The sequence below is a fragment of the Kitasatospora sp. NPDC086791 genome (genome assembly GCF_040685975.1).
GTDB lineage: Bacteria > Actinomycetota > Actinomycetes > Streptomycetales > Streptomycetaceae > Kitasatospora.
The window spans coordinates 103,466-118,946 of record NZ_JBFBOC010000010.1 but is presented as its reverse complement, the minus strand read 5'-3'; the positions used below and the strand labels follow the sequence as shown (position 1 = coordinate 118,946).

Here is a 15,481-nt window from a genome sequence, read left to right as displayed (position 1 = left end):
AAGCTCGCATGACTGACACCGTTTCGCACCCGGAGCTCGAAGGCCTGGGCAACTACGAGTACGGCTGGGCCGACCCGGACGCCGCCGGCTCCGTGGCCAAGCGCGGGCTCAGCGAGGAGGTCGTGCGCGACATCTCCGCGAAGAAGTCCGAGTCCGAGTGGATGCTGAACCTGCGGCTCAAGGGCCTGAAGCTGTTCGGCAAGAAGCCCATGCCGACCTGGGGCTCCGACCTCACCGGCATCGACTTCGACAACATCAAGTACTTCGTCCGCTCCACCGAGAAGCAGGCCGAGTCCTGGGAGGACCTGCCGGCGGACATCAAGGCCACCTACGACAAGCTGGGCATCCCGGAGGCGGAGAAGCAGCGCCTGGTCGCCGGTGTCGCCGCCCAGTACGAGTCCGAGGTCGTCTACCACCAGATCCGCGAGGACCTGGAGGAGCAGGGCGTCATCTTCCTGGACACCGACACCGCGCTGCGCGAGCACCCGGAGCTGTTCAGGGAGTACTTCGGCACCGTCATCCCGGCCGGCGACAACAAGTTCGCCGCGCTGAACACCGCGGTGTGGTCCGGCGGCTCGTTCATCTACGTGCCGAAGGGCGTGCGCGTCGACATCCCGCTGCAGGCCTACTTCCGGATCAACACCGAGAACATGGGCCAGTTCGAGCGGACGCTGATCATCGTCGACGAGGACGCCTACGTCCACTACGTCGAGGGCTGCACCGCGCCGATCTACTCCTCCGACTCGCTGCACTCCGCGGTCGTGGAGATCATCGTCAAGAAGGGCGGCCGCTGCCGCTACACGACCATCCAGAACTGGTCGAACAACGTCTACAACCTGGTCACCAAGCGCGCCGTGGCGTACGAGGGCGCGACCATGGAGTGGATCGACGGCAACATCGGCTCCAAGGTCACCATGAAGTACCCGGCCGTCTACCTGATGGGCGAGCACGCCAAGGGCGAGACCCTGTCGATCGCCTTCGCGGGCGAGGGCCAGCACCAGGACGCCGGCGCCAAGATGGTGCACATGGCGCCGAACACCTCCTCGCACATCGTCTCCAAGTCGGTGGCGCGCGGCGGCGGCCGGACCTCCTACCGCGGTCTGATCGAGATCGGCGAGGGCGCGCACGGTTCCAAGTCCAACGTGCTGTGCGACGCGCTGCTGGTCGACACCGTCTCCCGCTCGGACACCTACCCGTACGTGGACGTCCGCGAGGACGACGTGTCCATGGGCCACGAGGCGACCGTCTCCAAGGTCAGCGAGGACCAGCTGTTCTACCTGATGAGCCGCGGTCTGACCGAGACCGAGGCGATGGCGATGATCGTCCGCGGCTTCGTCGAGCCGATCGCGCGCGAGCTGCCGATGGAGTACGCGCTGGAGCTCAACCGGCTGATCGAGCTGCAGATGGAGGGCGCGGTCGGCTGACCCCGACCGCAGCCGCCATCCACTGATTTCCGAGGAAGAGAGCACAACGAACAGCCATGGCTGAGACGCCTTTGAATGTCACCGCGAACACCACCGGCTCCACCACCGCCGGGTCGATCGAGGTCGGCACCGCCGGCGCGGGCGCGCAGCTCGCCGGCCCCGGCACCGGCCGGGCGACGGTCCAGCAGCCGATCGACGCGCGCGTCGCGGTCAAGCCGTCCTTCGACGTGAACGACTTCCCGGTGCCGCACGGCCGCGAGGAGGACTGGCGGTTCACCCCGCTGCACCGCCTCGGCGGGCTGCACGACGGGACCGCCGCCACCGCCGGGCGCGGTGAGGACAAGGTCGAGTTCACGCTGCCGGACGGCGTCACCGCCGAGACCGTCGGCCGGGACGACGCCCGCCTGGGCAAGGCCGGCACGCCGGTGGACCGGGTGGCCGCGCAGGCGTTCAGCGCCTTCGAGCAGGCCCTGGTGGTGACCGTCCCCAAGGACGCGGTGCTGACCGAGCCGGTCAGGATCGACGTGCGCGGCGAGGGGGGCGTCCGCTTCGCCCACGTGGTGATCGACGTCAAGCCGTTCGCCGAGGCCGTCGTGGTGCTCAACCACGTGGGCACCGGTATCCGGGCCGCCAACGTCGAGCTGCTGGTCGGCGACGGCGCCAAGCTCACCTTCGTCTCCGTCCAGGACTGGGAGCGGGACGCCGTCCACGTCGCCCAGCACAACGCGCTGGTCGGCCGGGACGCCACGTACAAGTCCGTGGTCGTGACCTTCGGCGGCGACCTGGTCCGCCTGCACCCGCGGGTCAACTACGCGGGCCCCGGCGGCGAGGCCGAGCTGTTCGGCCTCTACTTCGCCGACGCCGGCCAGCACCTGGAGCACCGCCTGGTGATCGACCACGACACGCCGCACTGCCGGTCGAACGTGGCGTACAAGGGCGCGCTGCAGGGCCAGGACGCGCACGCGGTCTGGGTCGGCGACGTGCTGATCCGCGCCGCCGCGCTCGGCACCGACACCTACGAGCTCAACCGCAACCTGGTGCTCACCGACGGTGCCCGGGTCGACTCGATCCCGAACCTGGAGATCGAGACCGGCGAGATCGTCGGCGCCGGCCACGCCTCGGCGACCGGCCGCTTCGACGACGAGCAGCTGTTCTACCTGCAGGCCCGCGGCATTCCGGCGGACGAGGCCCGCCGCCTGGTGGTGCGCGGCTTCTTCGCCGAGCTGCTCCAGCAGATCGGCGTGGCCGAGATCCAGGAGCAGCTCATGGAGAAGATCGACGCCGAGCTGGAAGCGGCGGTCTGAACGCGATGACCTTCCTCCGTGCCTGCGCGCTGAGCGACCTCCAGGAGGACGTGCCCAAGCGCGTGGACCTCAACGGCGTGCCGGTCTCCGTCGTCCGCACCGACGAGGGGGTGTTCGCGATCAACGACACCTGCTCGCACGCGAACGTCTCGCTCTCCGAGGGCGAGGTCGAGGACTGCATGATCGAGTGCTGGCTGCACGGCTCCAGCTTCGACCTGCGCACCGGCAAGCCCTCCGGCCTGCCCGCCACCAAGCCGGTCGCTGTCTACCCCGTAAAGATCGAAGGGGACGATGTGCTCGTCTCCGTCAACCAGGAGTCCTGAGTACACATGGCAACCCTTGAAATCCGCGACCTGCACGTCTCCGTCGAGGCCGAGAACGGCCCGCGCGAGATCCTGAAGGGCGTCGACCTGACCGTGAAGCAGGGCGAGACCCACGCCATCATGGGTCCGAACGGCTCCGGCAAGTCCACCCTGGCCTACTCGCTCGCCGGCCACCCCAAGTACACCGTCACCGGCGGCTCGGTGCTGCTGGACGGCGAGGACGTCCTGGAGATGTCCGTCGACGAGCGCGCCAAGGCCGGCGTCTTCCTGGCCATGCAGTACCCGGTCGAGGTCCCTGGCGTCTCGGTCAGCAACTTCCTGCGCACCGCCGCCACCGCCGTCCGCGGCGAGGCCCCGAAGCTGCGGCTGTGGGTGAAGGAGGTCAAGGAGGCGATGGCCGCCCTGCAGATGGACCCGGCCTTCGCCGAGCGCAACGTCAACGAGGGTTTCTCCGGCGGCGAGAAGAAGCGCCACGAGATCCTCCAGCTCGAACTGCTCAAGCCGAAGATCGCGATCCTCGACGAGACCGACTCCGGCCTGGACGTCGACGCGCTGCGGATCGTCTCCGAGGGCATCAACCGGGTCCGCTCGACCGGCGAGGTCGGCACCCTGCTGGTGACCCACTACACCCGCATCCTGCGGTACATCAAGCCCGACTACGTCCACGTCTTCGCGGGCGGCCGCATCGTCGAGTCCGGCGGTGCCGAGCTGGCCGACAAGCTGGAGAACGAGGGCTACGAGGCGTATGTGAAGGGGGGCGCGTCCGCGTGACGCACGCGTTCACGGGTCTGCTCGACACCGACGCGATCCGCAAGGACTTCCCGGTCCTGCAGCGGCTGCTGCACGACGACAAGCCGCTGGTCTACCTGGACAACGCGGCGACGTCGCAGAAGCCGCGCCAGGTGCTGGAGGCACTGACCGCCTACTACGAGCGGCACAACGCCAACGTCCACCGCGGCGTGCACGTGCTCGCCGAGGAGGCCACCGCGCTGTACGAGGGCGCCCGGGACAAGGTCGCGGCCTTCGTCAACGCGCCGAGCCGCAACGAGGTGATCTTCACCAAGAACGCCTCGGAGTCGCTCAACCTCGTGGCCAACATGCTCGGTTGGGCCGACGAGCCGTACAAGGTCGACGCCGACTCCGAGATCGTCATCACGGAGATGGAGCACCACTCCAACATCGTCCCGTGGCAGCTGCTGTCGCAGCGCACCGGTGCGAAGCTGCGGTGGTTCGGGCTGACCGACGAGGGCCGGCTCGACCTGTCGAACATCGACGAGCTGATCACCGAGAAGACCAAGGTGGTCTCCTTCACCCTGGTCTCCAACCTGCTCGGCACGGTCAACCCGGTCGAGACGATAGTCCGCAAGGCCCAGTCGGTCGGCGCGCTGGTCGTCATCGACGCCTCGCAGGCCGCGCCGCACATGGTGCTGGACGTGCAGGCGCTGGAGGCCGACTTCGTCGCCTTCACCGGCCACAAGATGCTGGCCCCGACCGGCATCGGCGTGCTCTGGGGCCGCCAGGAGCTGCTGGAGGACCTCCCGCCGTTCCTCGGTGGCGGCGAGATGATCGAGACCGTCACCATGGGCTCGTCCACCTACGCCCCGGCGCCGCACAAGTTCGAGGCCGGCACCCCGCCGATCGCCCAGGCGGTCGGACTCGGCGCGGCCATCGACTACCTGTCCGGCATCGGGATGGAGAAGATCGCGGCGCACGAGCACGCGATCACCGAGTACGCCGTCGAGCGGCTGCTGGAGGTCCCCGACCTGCGGATCATCGGCCCGCGCACGGCCGTGGACCGCGGTGCCGCGATCTCCTTCACCCTCGGTGACATCCACCCGCACGACGTGGGTCAGGTGCTGGACGAGCAGGGCATCGCCGTGCGCGTCGGCCACCACTGCGCGCGGCCGGTCTGCCTCCGGTACGGAATTCCGGCGACCACGCGGGCGTCGTTCTACCTGTACTCGACGCCGGGCGAGGTCGACGCGCTGATCGACGGCCTGCACCACGTCCGGAACTTCTTCGGCTGACGGGACGCGCGAGACATGAAGCTCGACTCGATGTACCAGGACATCATCCTGGACCACTACCGCAACCCCCACGGCAAGGGGCTGCGGGACGGCGACGCCGAAGTGCACCACGTCAACCCGACGTGCGGCGACGAGATCACCCTGCGGGTGAAGCTCGACGGCGCGACGGTGACCGACGTCTCGTACGAGTCCCAGGGCTGTTCGATCAGCCAGGCGAGCGCCTCGGTGCTCAACGACCTGGTGGTCGGCAAGTCCGTGGGCGAGGCGCAGGCGGTCCAGGAGGCCTTCCTGGAGCTGATGCAGAGCAAGGGCCAGGGCGAGGGCGACGAGGAGGTGCTGGAGGACGCGGTCGCGTTCGCCGGCGTCTCCAAGTACCCGGCCCGGGTCAAGTGCGCCCTGCTCAGCTGGATGGCCTGGAAGGACGCCACCGCCCAGGCGCTCGCCCAGCACCCCGCCGTGAACGACTGATCCCGCAGAGGAGGACAGACCATGAGTGACGAGACCACCTCCGCTGCGGAGGAGCCGACCGGCATCATCGTCGGCACCACGGCCGGCACCGTGTCGGTCGAGGACCTGACCGAGGCCCTGATGGACGTCGTCGACCCCGAACTGGGCATCGACGTCGTCAACCTGGGCCTGATCTACGGCGTCCACATCGACGAGTCCGACGTGGCCACCATCGACATGACGCTCACCTCGGCGGCCTGCCCGCTGACCGACGTCATCGAGGACCAGGCCAAGACCGCCACCGACGGCCTGGTGAAGGACCTGCGCATCAACTGGGTCTGGATGCCGCCGTGGGGCCCGGACAAGATCACCGACGACGGCCGCGAGCAGCTCCGCGCCCTGGGCTTCAACGTCTGACGGACGGGTCGTTCGTCAACCTGCTGCCGCGCGAACCGCTCCTTCGAGGGAAAGGTTCGCGCGGCAGTGGTATATCTGCCAGCGGGCGGCGAGGCTGGTGCCGCGACCCCGGAGGGAGCGAAGTCATGTCGGTCGTTGCGTTCGCGCAGTTGCTTCTGCCTGACTCGCCGTACGCCATGTGGGTCGGGGGGGAACTGGAGGAGTACCTCCGGCTCCCGGACGACGGTACGCGGGTGGAAGTGGTCGGAGGGGAGATCGTCGTGTCACCGGCGCCTGTTTACGCCCATGGTGGGATCCTCTCGGACATCCAGGAGTCCTTTCTCGCTGCCCGGCTGCGTGATTCGGCCTTTCCGTGGCGGGCGGTGCAGACCATCAACCTGGATCTGATCGAGATCGGGGACGGTTACACCCCCGACATGGTGGTGGTGAGCAAGGACACCGACGCGGAGAAGCGCGCGGAGGACGTTCTGCACCTTCACCCGCACGAAGCCGAGCTGGTGGTCGAGGTGACCTCGTCCTCCACCGCCGGCCACGACCGGCGCCCGATGTTCGGCCGCCAGGTCAAACCCACCAAGTGGAGCGGTTACGCCCGCGTCGGGGTGCCGTACTACCTGCTGGTGGATCGTGATCCGCGGCAGCCCGGCGTCACGCTGTTGGGTGGGCCGGACCGGGGCGAGGGGACGTACGAGGTGCTGGGCGAGTGGAAGTTCGGCGAGTCCGTCAGGCTGCCGGAGCCGTTCGACGTCGAGATCACCACGGATGCCTGGAAGCCGTGGAGTGCCTAGGTGTGGCACCGACGCCGCTGCCCGGGACTTCTTCGGAAGTCCCGGGCAGCGGCGTTCTCCGTCCCCCGTCGGTGCCCGGTCGCTCCCGGTCCGCAGGTGTCACGCCTCGGTCACGGCGGTCGTCGCAGGCTGGGCGAAGCCATTCCGAGGAGGTACGACATGACCACGCGAGGGATCCTGCGTACGGGTGTGACCACCGCGATGGCGGCGGTCCTGGCCTTCGGCACGGCCGGGCTGGTGCCGTCCGCCCATGCCCAGGACTACGGCCCGGACACCTGCCGCCAGGGCTTCGTCTGGCGCGACGCCAGACCGGGTGACCACGTCTGCGTCACCCCGCAGACCCGTGACCAGGCGGCGTTCGACAACAGCCAGGTGCCGGTCCGGACCCTGGCGAACGGCTTCTGCGTCCAGGGCTTCGTCTGGCGCGAGGCCTGGGTCGGCGACACCGTCTGCGTGACCCCGCAGACCAGGACGCAGACGAGGGCCGACAACGGCCAGGCCGACGACCGGCGGCTGGCGGTGCGGATCTGGGCCGCCGACACCAACGGCCAGCTGGAGTTCGGCGGTGACCACTTCAACGTCGGCGGGCGGGTGCTGGTCCAGATCGTCCTCAACTCCACCGGCACCGTGCAGTGGTCGCAGACCGTGACGGCCGTCCGGAACGCCGGGTTCGCGGGCGGCAGCTTCGGCCTGTTCACCGGTCACCCGTTCGGCTGCGCGAGCAAGAACGCCACGGCCAAGGCGATCGACCTGACCTCCGGGCGGGTCACCGCCTCGATCCCGGTCGGGTACTGCTTCAACTTCTGAACCGCCGGGAAACCGTCGGCCGCCGCGGTCGACAGCGCCGGGTGGGCGGCGCAGCATGGATGAGGGGTTAGCCCCGGGGGGGATCATCCGTGTACGAAGAGACGGTGGTTCGATGGCCTGCGGCGATCGGCGTTCCCCGGCCCTCGGCCCGGCCGGCCCCGGGCCGGGGGTCCGGCTCGCCCTGCTGGGCGGCTTCGCCCTGTCGGTCGGCGACGCGTCGGTGACCGTGTCGGCGGGGGCGGAGCGATTACTGGCCTTCGTCGCGCTGCGCTGCCACGGCGCCGTGCCGCGCGCGCTGGTCGCCGGGACGCTCTGGCCGGACGCCGCCGAGCACTGCGCGTACGCGAGCCTGCGGGCGGCGCTGTCCCGGCTCCCCTCGACGGGCCGGGAGGCACTGGAGGTCGGCCCCGCCGAGCTGCGGCTCGCCGACGGCGTCGGCGTGGACGTCCGGGACGCCATGGGGCTGGCCCGCCGGATCCTGGCGCCCGGCGCGGCACCCTTCCGGACCGGCCTCGGGCTGACGGCCGTCGAGAACCTCTCCGCGGACCTGCTGCCGGGCTGGTACGACGACTGGGCGGTGCTGGAGGCGGACACCTGGCGGGGCCTGCGGGTGCCCGCCCTGGAGGCCCTGGCCCGCGCGTTCGTCGGCGCCCGGCGCTACCCGGAGGCGGTCGCCGCGGCCGGTGCCGCCGTCCGTGCCGACCCCCTGCGGGAGAGCAGCCAGACCTGTCTGATCCGCGCCCACCTCGCCGAGGGCAACCCCTGCGAGGCCCTGCAGGACGTCGAACGCTACGAACACCGGCTGCGCACCGAGCTCGGCCTCCCCGCCCCGGCCCGGCTGTGGCGCCTGGTCGCCGAGTCGGGATAGCGCCGGGCGCCGACGAACGCGCACGCGGCGTGGTGGTGGAACGCCGCCGCCCGGGACCACGTCCGACGTGGTCCCGGGCGGCGGTTCGGTGTGCGGTCAGGCCGTGCGGCGGGGCCTGCGGGCGACGGCCACCGCCAGAGCGGCGCAGAGCAGGGCCGCGAGGGCGGCGAAGCCGCTGACGGCGGGGAGGAGGCCGTAGCGCTGGACGAGGGCGCCGACGGCGATGATGGGGGCGGAGCTGCCGAGGTAGACGATGATCCAGAGGGCGCTCAGTTCGGAGCCCCGGCGTTCCGGGTTCATCGCGGCGACGGCGGTGGTGAACAGGGAGCGGAAGGCCACGCCCTGGCAGATGCCGCCGAGGACGCTGCCGATGAAGAGAAGCGCCGGGGTGCCGGTGTACCCGGCGGCGACGACCAGGCCGAGGCCGGCGGCCAGGCCGGTCATGCCGAGGGCGATGACCAGGCGGTCGGCGGTCGGCGGGACGATCAGCTGGGCGGCGGCCGAGGAGCCGAGCAGCAGGGCGGCCACGATCGCGCCGGTCAGGTGCGAGGAGGTGTGCAGCAGCTTGGCGGAGAAGGCCGGGGCGAGGGCCAGGTAGACGCCGAAGACCCCGTACGAGACGAACCCGGCGCCGGCGGCGAGCAGGAACTCGCGGCGGCCGGTGCGGGGCAGGGCGAGTCGGCGCGGGCGCAGGTGGGCCGGGGTGGTGATCCGGGGCGGGGAGGCCGGCGGGCGGTTGCGGCCGGGCATCCGGGGGTGGACCAAGGCCAGCGGTACGCAGAGCGCGAGCAGGGCGATGGCGTGCAGCAGGAAGGGCGTCAGCAGCGGGTCCGAGCCGTTCGCCAGCAGGGCGCCGACGATCGGGCCGAGCGCGACGCCACCCGCGGAACAGGCCAGGGTGAGCTTGGCGGCGAGCGTCGGGTGGTCCGGCAGCAGGTCGCCGAGGGCGGCCCCGGCGGCGCCGGTGGACAGGCCGACGGCGATGCCCTGGATCGCCCGGCCGGCGGCGAGCTGCCAGAAGCTGCCGGAGGTGGCGAACACGACGTCGCCGGCGGCGGCCAGCGCGACCGCGGGCAGGATCAGGGCGCGTCGGCCGAGGTGATCGGACCAGTGGCCGACGATGGCCAGCACCGGGACCAGCGCGAACACGTAGATCGTGAACAGGATCGTGGTGTCGAGCGGGCCGAGCCCGAGGCGCTGCTGGAGCAGCGGGTAGATCGGCGTCGCCAGGTTGGCACCGATCAGCATGAACAGCAGGGCGGCGGCCACCAGGCCGACGCGGATGCCGCGCATCGCGTTCCAGCGGCTGATCGCGGAGAGCTGGAGCTGGGCGCGCGGCGCGAGCTCCAGGGGGAGCAGGGCCTCCGACAGTCGGCGTCCGTCGAGCTGCGCGGTGCGCAGGCCGGAGCCGGCGGGGGAGAGGTCCGCCATGTGAGGGGTCTCCTGTGGCAGGGCACCACCGGGGTCGGCGGGGTATGCCGGCGCGCCCGTCCTGAGGCGCTGTGGTGGTGGCCGCGGTGCGGGGCTCCCTGGTGGAGCGGATGAGCTGAGGAAGGGGGCTTCGTTGCCCCACGGCCCGCGCGGGGTTGTGCGCGGCACCAGAGCGAAGGATAAGGGGTGGGCGCGCGTGGGCGGCGCGCGCCCCTGTGTGCGCCCCTTGCGGCCACGCATCGGTGGTGCCCGGCCTATACGCTGAGGTGGTGGAACGGTACGCGGCGCTGTTGGGCTGACCGCTGGCTGAGGGAGAGCGCACAACGATGGCCGGACGACGTCGCAAGAACACCGGGGCTTCCGCGGGCGAGGGCACGGCCGAGGCGGTGCTGCCCGCGGACCTGGAGCTCCAGGACCTCTACGGGGCGTTCGCCGCGCACGGGCTGGACGACGAGGACCTGGACGACGCGGCGGTGCTGGTGCCGCCGGTGAAGCTGCCGCCCGAGAAGGAGCTGGCCGAGCAGGCGAAGGCCGTCCCGATGTTCGGGTACGCGCTGGCGCTGGCCCGCTGGGCCGCCCCGCACCGGGGGGTGGACGAGTTCGGTGACCTGGTCGAGGCCGACCGGGCGCCCGCGGCGCGGCTGCTGGGCCTGGCCCCGGCCGAGGGCGAGGTGCCGGAGGAGGCCGAGATCGAGGCGCTGCGGGCCTGGTCGCTGGCCTGCGACCTGGACCTGGTGGAGCTCGGCACGACCGCGGAGGGCGAGCACGTCGCCGTCCCGGGGCCGGACCTGGAGCCCGCCGAGCAGGGCGATCCGGAGACCGTCCTGGAGCTGTGGCTGACCGCCGCCGGGATCGTCCGGGAGCTGGCCGTGGAGGCGGACTCGCTGCCGGAGGAGGCGGCGGAGGGCGCCGGGGCGGCGGCAGGCGCTGCGGAGCCCGGCGCGGAGGACGAGGAGGACGAGGACGGGCTCTCCGAGGTCGAGGAGGCCCGGGACGAGGCCGCCGAGCTGCTGGACGAGGCGCTGCAGGTGCTCTACGAGACCACCGCCTTCGCCGAGCCGGGCAACGAGACCGTGCCGCTGGGCGTGCTGGCCGCGCTGCTGGTGGTGCCGGAGGGCGAGGAGCCGAGCGAGGAGCTGCTGGGCGACATCACCGACGTGATGGTCGCGCTGGACCCGATGCTGGGCGACCTGGCCGAGCTGGGCCTGCTGGAGTACCGCCCGATCGACCCGGAGCTGTTCGACGAGGAGGAGGGCGAGGGGCCCGCCGTCGTCGGCGAGGAGCCGCTGGACGAGGAGGAGTCGGCCCGCTTCGGGCTGGTCCGGCTCACCCCGCTCGGCCAGTACGGCATCCGGCAGTGGCTGCTGGAGGACGGCTACGACGCGCCGCTGGTCGGCGAGCTGGCCCAGGGCGACGCGGCCGAGCTGCTGCGCGCGGTGTGCGAGTCGGTCAACGTGCTGCCGGACGAGGAGCTGCGGGTGTGGACCGCCGACCGGGAGCCGGTGGCGGCGGCGCGCGAGCTGCTCGCGGCGGCGCGCGGCAGCGACCCGTACGGGCCGCTGCGGCGGATGCTGTGCGTCTCGGCGCTCAACCTGCTGGGGCCGGGTGCCGAGCCGGCCGTCCGGGAGGTGCTGGACGACCCGGAACTGGGCGGCGCGGCGCGGGCCTGGCTGACCGCGCAGGGCGCGACGGACGTGCCGGCGCCGGCCCGGGCGATGACGCTGTGGACGGTGGTCGACACCTTCGCCGCCCAGCTGCTGGACAGCGGCGGTGACGCCGAACTGCTGCGCGAACTGATCACCGACCTGCCGGTGAAGGGCGATCCGGCGGCCTGGTTCGGCGAGCTGTGGCGGGTCGACCACCCGTACACGGCGGACGTCCTGGAGGCGATCGGGGAGCTGCACCTGGACCGGGCGGTGGCCAAGGAGGCCCGCAAGGCGGCCTTCAAGGCGCGCTCCAAGAAGTAGGCGGTCCCCCCGGTCAGGGCAGGTCCAGCGAGCCGTCCTCGGTGAAGGGGAAGAACGGGTTGTGGGCCAGCTCCCAGAGGTGGCCGTCCGGGTCCTCGAAGTAGCCGGAGTAGCCGCCCCAGCTCGTCGGGACCGGCGGCTTGACCAGGACGGCGCCGGCCTCGACGGCCGTCTCCATCGCGGCGTCCACCAACGCGGGGGACTCCAGGTTCACCGCGAGGGTGACGCCGCGGAAGGACGGCTCGCCGGTGGCGGGCACGCCCGCGTCGGCGGCCAGTTCGTCGCCGGGGAAGAGGCCGAGCACGGAGTCGGCGGTGCGGAACCAGACGATCTCCGGGCTGGAGGCGGTGGAGCGCCGCCAGCCGAGGGCCTCGTAGAAGCGGGCGCTGCGGTCGAGGTCGGAGACGCCGAGGGTGACGATGCTGATTCTGGCGGGGACGCCGTTCGGTGACCCGGTGTCGCCTGCGGTGTCGTGCGTGGTGTCGCCCGTGGTGCCGCCTGGGGCGCTGCTGCTCTGTGCTGTCATGCCGCCAGGTTAGGGAGGGCGGCTGACAACGGGGCGTCCTGACACGGCTGCGGCTGTGGCTGCGCCACGGCTGCGGCCCGGCCACCGACCCTGCCTGGTGGTCGGGCTGATGACCCGGCAGCTGCGGGCACGTAAGGTGGCGTCAGCGGTGCGGGCGCGAGGAGTCGGGGGTGCGGCACAGGATGGTGCGGGAGAACGGCGGCAGGCACCAGGAGTGGAACACCGGCCCCTCGGGCCGTACCCCGGTCCCGGAACGGCCGGGTCAGGGGGATCCTCCCGCCGACCAGGAGGACTTCTCCCGCCGGACCCTCGCCGCGGTCGACTTCCCGGTGTACGGCGTGGCCGCCGGGCCGGCCCGCACGGGTGAGGCGCTGGCCGCCTTCGAGACCTCCGGCGGTCGGCTGCGCTGGGTCGAGGTGCAGTGCGGCGACTGGCGCTCGGCGGCCGGCCCGTACGTGACCGTGCGCACCTACCGTCCGGGCGCCGAGAGTTGCGAGCCGCTGCCCGAGCTGGAGGACGTGGTCGAGGACGAACGGGACCGTGTCTACGAGCAGTTGGGCGTCGACGAGGGCGACGGGCCGGGCCGGGTGCGGGCGTTGCGCGAGTGGATCACGGTGGACGGCGAGCCGCGCGCGGTGGAGGTGCACGAGGACCGGCCGATGCTGCGGCCCGAGGCCGGGGCGGCCACCGGGCCCGAGCCGGTGTGGGCCGGACGGCTGCGGATCGGCGGGCTCACCGTGACGGTCTGCGGGCGCGGGGTCACTCCCGACGCGGTGGAGCTCGGCGGGATCGGCGACTTCGAGCGGTACCTGCGCGGGCGCGCCGACCTGCTGCGCGAGCTCGCCTCCCGGCAGGCCCGGTACGTTCCGGTGGAGGAGCGCGAACTGCCGTCCGTCTTCGGGCTGGAGGCGCACCGGTCGCTGGTCGCGCAGAGCATCGCGGAGACCGCCGCGATCGAGGCACAGGTCCGGGCCGGGCGCACCCCGAGGCTGCCGCGCGGGCTGCGCGGGGACGCCTGCGCGGTGCGCTGGGAGGCGACGGTGCGCCAGCAGATGCGGCTGGCCACCGAGACCAGGGAGGAGGCCGCGGCGGCGGTGACCTCGATGGTCAACCACCTCAACCGGCTCTCCCAGCAGACGCAGTGGCTGGTCGGCACGGCGGAGGGGGCGGCGGCCGTCGAGGAGGTCGTCCGGTACACGGTGTTCGCGAGCGAGGTGGCGAGCCTGCCGGCGCAGCGGGCCTGGGAGCAGCTGTGGCGGGAGCGGTCCGGGGGCGGGGCCGGGGCCCGGGAGGAACACTGGCTGGCCGAGCAGTTGTGGCTGGCGGCCTGGGAGCAGTGGCGGGCGGCGCGGCGCTGACGGTTCGTCGGCCGGGGAGGCCGGGCAGGCCGGGGCGGCCGGGGCGGTCGGGGTCGGCTGGGCCGGAGCTGTCGGCGGGGGTCGGCGGGGGCCGGAGGTGTCGTGGATTCCGGCAGTGGATTCCGGCAGGAGTGACCTCGATTTGGCAAAGCAGAGGTCATGTGTCAGTCATGTGTCGGCAAATGGCCGCTCCGATGTGAGGTGTGCTTCATGCCGGGTTCACCCGCCCGGCAGAGCCTGCTGGGCGTCGGCATCCCGCCCCGACGCCCGCTCATCCCCTCAGGAGTTGCTGCCATGTCGCTGTCCCGCCGGGACTTCGTCAACCGTTCCACCATCGTCGGGGCCGGCGTGCTGATCGCCGGCGGCGCCGAGGCGCTGGCCAGCGCGCCCGGTGCGATCGCCGCCCCGGCCGGTGGCGAGGCGCCGGTCGCCGCGGCCGCCGGGACCAACGCGGCCGGCGGCACCGCCGTCGGCTACGGCGCGCTGGTCCAGGACCAGGCCGGGCTGCTGTCCCTGCCGAAGGGCTTCTCGTACAAGGTCCTGAACCGGGCCGGCGTCACCAAGCTGCGCACCGGCGAGTTCACCCCGAGCAACCACGACGGCACCTCCGCCTTCGAGGACGAGCACGGCGGCAACTACATGGTCGTCAACCACGAGCTCTCCGGCGCCCGCGCCAACTGGCCGCACCCGGTGCCGCTGACCGAGGGCCACGTCTACGACCCGGCCGCGGCCGGCGGCTGCACCATCGTGCACGCCAAGCGGGACGGCTCGGTCGAGCAGTGGGTCGGCATCGCCGGCACCGCCACCAACTGCGCCGGCGGCGTGACCCCGTGGGGCACCTGGCTGTCCGGCGAGGAGACCGAGGACAAGGCCGGCAAGAACGGCTTCACCAAGGACCACGGCTACATCTTCGAGGTCGACCCCTTCGACGACGACTACAACCGGGACCCGCAGCCGGTCAAGGCCTTCGGCCGCTACGCGCACGAGGCCGTGGTCGTCGACCCGAAGCGCGGCCAGGTCTACCTGACCGAGGACGCCTCGAACCCGAACGGCCTGCTGTTCCGCTGGACCCCGCCGGCCGGTTTCAAGCACGGCCGGCACCAGCTGCGCAAGCTGGCCGCCGACGCCGGCGTGCTGGAGGCCTTCAAGGTCTTCGACGCGCAGGGCAAGTTCGTCGACGACCTCTCCCGCGCCACCAAGGTCGGCACCACCTACGGCGTGGACTGGGTCAAGGTCCAGGACCGCGACGCCAGGACCGTCTCCATCCGCAAGCAGTTCAAGGACGGCGAGGTCACCCGCGCCCGCAAGCTGGAGGGCATGTGGTGGGGTGACGGCGGCTTCTACTTCGTCTCCAGCTACGCCCGCTCGGAGAGCCCGCTGCAGCACGACGGCCAGGTGTGGTTCTACAACCCGGTCCGCCGCACCATCACCCTGAAGGTCCTGCTGGGCGTCAACACCGACGTCTGGGGCCACCACGACAACTACGACGGCCCGGACAACATCACCGTCTCGCCGTACGGCGGCATCGTGATCTGCGAGGACGGCGAGGGCGTCTCGCACCTGTTCGGCGCCACCGAGGACGGGCTGGTCTACCCGATCGCCCGCAACGAGCTGAACATCGGCACCGCCGAGAAGCCCGAGTTCAGCGAGTTCACCGGGGTGACCTTCTCGGACGACGGCAAGACCCTGTTCGCCAACATCCAGACCCCGGGCATCCAGCTGGCCATCAGCGGCCCGTGGCACCGGCTGAACGAGCACAAGCGCGGCCAGGGCTACGGCGCGTGACGAACCGTCAGG

At 71.9% G+C, this 15,481-nt stretch carries 15 protein-coding genes; 13 read left to right on the top strand and 2 right to left on the bottom strand.

Going from position 1 to position 15,481, the window contains the following annotated elements:
• Positions 1–8: 8 nt before the first annotated feature.
• The 10 genes from sufB (at position 9) to AB0Q99_RS16590 (ending at position 8,402) form a co-directional block, all read left to right on the top strand.
• Complete coding sequence (gene sufB, locus AB0Q99_RS16635; protein WP_363572305.1) at positions 9–1,424, top strand: Fe-S cluster assembly protein SufB; 1,416 nt, start codon at positions 9–11, stop codon at positions 1,422–1,424.
• A gap of 56 nt (positions 1,425–1,480) precedes the next feature.
• Complete coding sequence (gene sufD / locus AB0Q99_RS16630) at positions 1,481–2,728, top strand: Fe-S cluster assembly protein SufD (protein ID WP_363572304.1); 1,248 nt, start codon at positions 1,481–1,483, stop codon at positions 2,726–2,728.
• Between the two features lie 5 nt (positions 2,729–2,733).
• On the top strand, positions 2,734–3,051 hold the full coding sequence (locus AB0Q99_RS16625) for a bifunctional 3-phenylpropionate/cinnamic acid dioxygenase ferredoxin subunit (protein ID WP_063349526.1): 318 nt from the start codon (positions 2,734–2,736) through the stop codon (positions 3,049–3,051).
• Between the two features lie 6 nt (positions 3,052–3,057).
• Positions 3,058–3,822: a Fe-S cluster assembly ATPase SufC gene (gene sufC, locus AB0Q99_RS16620; RefSeq protein WP_063349527.1), complete on the top strand. Its 765-nt coding sequence runs from the start codon at positions 3,058–3,060 to the stop codon at positions 3,820–3,822.
• Entirely contained in the window at positions 3,819–5,078 is a 1,260-nt protein-coding gene (locus tag AB0Q99_RS16615) for a cysteine desulfurase (protein WP_363572302.1), read from the top strand. The genes sufC and AB0Q99_RS16615 overlap by 4 nt, the downstream gene beginning before the upstream one ends.
• A gap of 15 nt (positions 5,079–5,093) precedes the next feature.
• A complete protein-coding gene (sufU, locus tag AB0Q99_RS16610) occupies positions 5,094–5,546 on the top strand; it encodes a Fe-S cluster assembly sulfur transfer protein SufU (RefSeq protein ID WP_363572300.1) in 453 nt (150 codons plus the stop codon).
• Positions 5,547–5,567: 21 nt separating this feature from the next.
• Entirely contained in the window at positions 5,568–5,942 is a 375-nt protein-coding gene (locus AB0Q99_RS16605) for a metal-sulfur cluster assembly factor (RefSeq protein ID WP_363572298.1), read from the top strand.
• A gap of 125 nt (positions 5,943–6,067) precedes the next feature.
• On the top strand, positions 6,068–6,727 hold the full coding sequence (locus AB0Q99_RS16600) for a Uma2 family endonuclease (RefSeq protein ID WP_363572296.1): 660 nt from the start codon (positions 6,068–6,070) through the stop codon (positions 6,725–6,727).
• Positions 6,728–6,886: 159 nt separating this feature from the next.
• Complete coding sequence (locus tag AB0Q99_RS16595; RefSeq protein ID WP_363572294.1) at positions 6,887–7,534, top strand: hypothetical protein; 648 nt, start codon at positions 6,887–6,889, stop codon at positions 7,532–7,534.
• Between the two features lie 112 nt (positions 7,535–7,646).
• On the top strand, positions 7,647–8,402 hold the full coding sequence (locus AB0Q99_RS16590) for a BTAD domain-containing putative transcriptional regulator (protein ID WP_363572292.1): 756 nt from the start codon (positions 7,647–7,649) through the stop codon (positions 8,400–8,402).
• A 96-nt stretch (positions 8,403–8,498) separates the two neighbouring features.
• On the opposite strand, the gene AB0Q99_RS16585 is transcribed toward AB0Q99_RS16590, so the two are convergent.
• Positions 8,499–9,833, bottom strand: coding sequence for an MFS transporter (locus AB0Q99_RS16585; protein WP_363572290.1), 1,335 nt, complete (start codon positions 9,831–9,833; stop codon positions 8,499–8,501).
• 326 nt (positions 9,834–10,159) lie between these two features.
• Between AB0Q99_RS16585 and AB0Q99_RS16580 the strand changes: the two genes are divergently transcribed.
• Entirely contained in the window at positions 10,160–11,800 is a 1,641-nt protein-coding gene (locus AB0Q99_RS16580; RefSeq protein WP_363572288.1) for a hypothetical protein, read from the top strand.
• A 13-nt stretch (positions 11,801–11,813) separates the two neighbouring features.
• Here AB0Q99_RS16580 and AB0Q99_RS16575 read toward each other — a convergent pair whose 3' ends face one another.
• Complete coding sequence (locus AB0Q99_RS16575) at positions 11,814–12,326, bottom strand: VOC family protein (protein ID WP_363572286.1); 513 nt, start codon at positions 12,324–12,326, stop codon at positions 11,814–11,816.
• Between the two features lie 170 nt (positions 12,327–12,496).
• On the opposite strand from AB0Q99_RS16575, the gene AB0Q99_RS16570 reads away from it, so the two are divergent.
• Together AB0Q99_RS16570 and AB0Q99_RS16565 are read left to right on the top strand one after the other, a co-directional pair.
• Positions 12,497–13,684, top strand: coding sequence for a hypothetical protein (locus AB0Q99_RS16570; RefSeq protein WP_363572284.1), 1,188 nt, complete (start codon positions 12,497–12,499; stop codon positions 13,682–13,684).
• 294 nt (positions 13,685–13,978) lie between these two features.
• Positions 13,979–15,469, top strand: coding sequence for an alkaline phosphatase PhoX (locus AB0Q99_RS16565; RefSeq protein WP_363572488.1), 1,491 nt, complete (start codon positions 13,979–13,981; stop codon positions 15,467–15,469).
• Positions 15,470–15,481 lie beyond the last annotated feature (12 nt).

Excerpts from the sequence above, each read along its gene's own strand:
- sufC (WP_063349527.1), top strand. The coding sequence starts at position 3,058 with ATGGCAACCCTTGAAATCCGCGACCTGCACGTCTCCGTCGAGGCCGAG.
- AB0Q99_RS16600 (WP_363572296.1), top strand. The coding sequence starts at position 6,068 with ATGTCGGTCGTTGCGTTCGCGCAGTTGCTTCTGCCTGACTCGCCGTAC.
- sufD (WP_363572304.1), top strand. The coding sequence starts at position 1,481 with ATGGCTGAGACGCCTTTGAATGTCACCGCGAACACCACCGGCTCCACC.
- AB0Q99_RS16625 (WP_063349526.1), top strand. The coding sequence starts at position 2,734 with ATGACCTTCCTCCGTGCCTGCGCGCTGAGCGACCTCCAGGAGGACGTG.
- sufB (WP_363572305.1), top strand. The coding sequence starts at position 9 with ATGACTGACACCGTTTCGCACCCGGAGCTCGAAGGCCTGGGCAACTAC.
- AB0Q99_RS16575 (WP_363572286.1), bottom strand. The coding sequence starts at position 12,326 with ATGACAGCACAGAGCAGCAGCGCCCCAGGCGGCACCACGGGCGACACC.
- AB0Q99_RS16590 (WP_363572292.1), top strand. The coding sequence starts at position 7,647 with ATGGCCTGCGGCGATCGGCGTTCCCCGGCCCTCGGCCCGGCCGGCCCC.
- AB0Q99_RS16595 (WP_363572294.1), top strand. The coding sequence starts at position 6,887 with ATGACCACGCGAGGGATCCTGCGTACGGGTGTGACCACCGCGATGGCG.
- sufU (WP_363572300.1), top strand. The coding sequence starts at position 5,094 with ATGAAGCTCGACTCGATGTACCAGGACATCATCCTGGACCACTACCGC.
- AB0Q99_RS16580 (WP_363572288.1), top strand. The coding sequence starts at position 10,160 with ATGGCCGGACGACGTCGCAAGAACACCGGGGCTTCCGCGGGCGAGGGC.
- AB0Q99_RS16565 (WP_363572488.1), top strand. The coding sequence starts at position 13,979 with ATGTCGCTGTCCCGCCGGGACTTCGTCAACCGTTCCACCATCGTCGGG.
- AB0Q99_RS16585 (WP_363572290.1), bottom strand. The coding sequence starts at position 9,833 with ATGGCGGACCTCTCCCCCGCCGGCTCCGGCCTGCGCACCGCGCAGCTC.
- AB0Q99_RS16605 (WP_363572298.1), top strand. The coding sequence starts at position 5,568 with ATGAGTGACGAGACCACCTCCGCTGCGGAGGAGCCGACCGGCATCATC.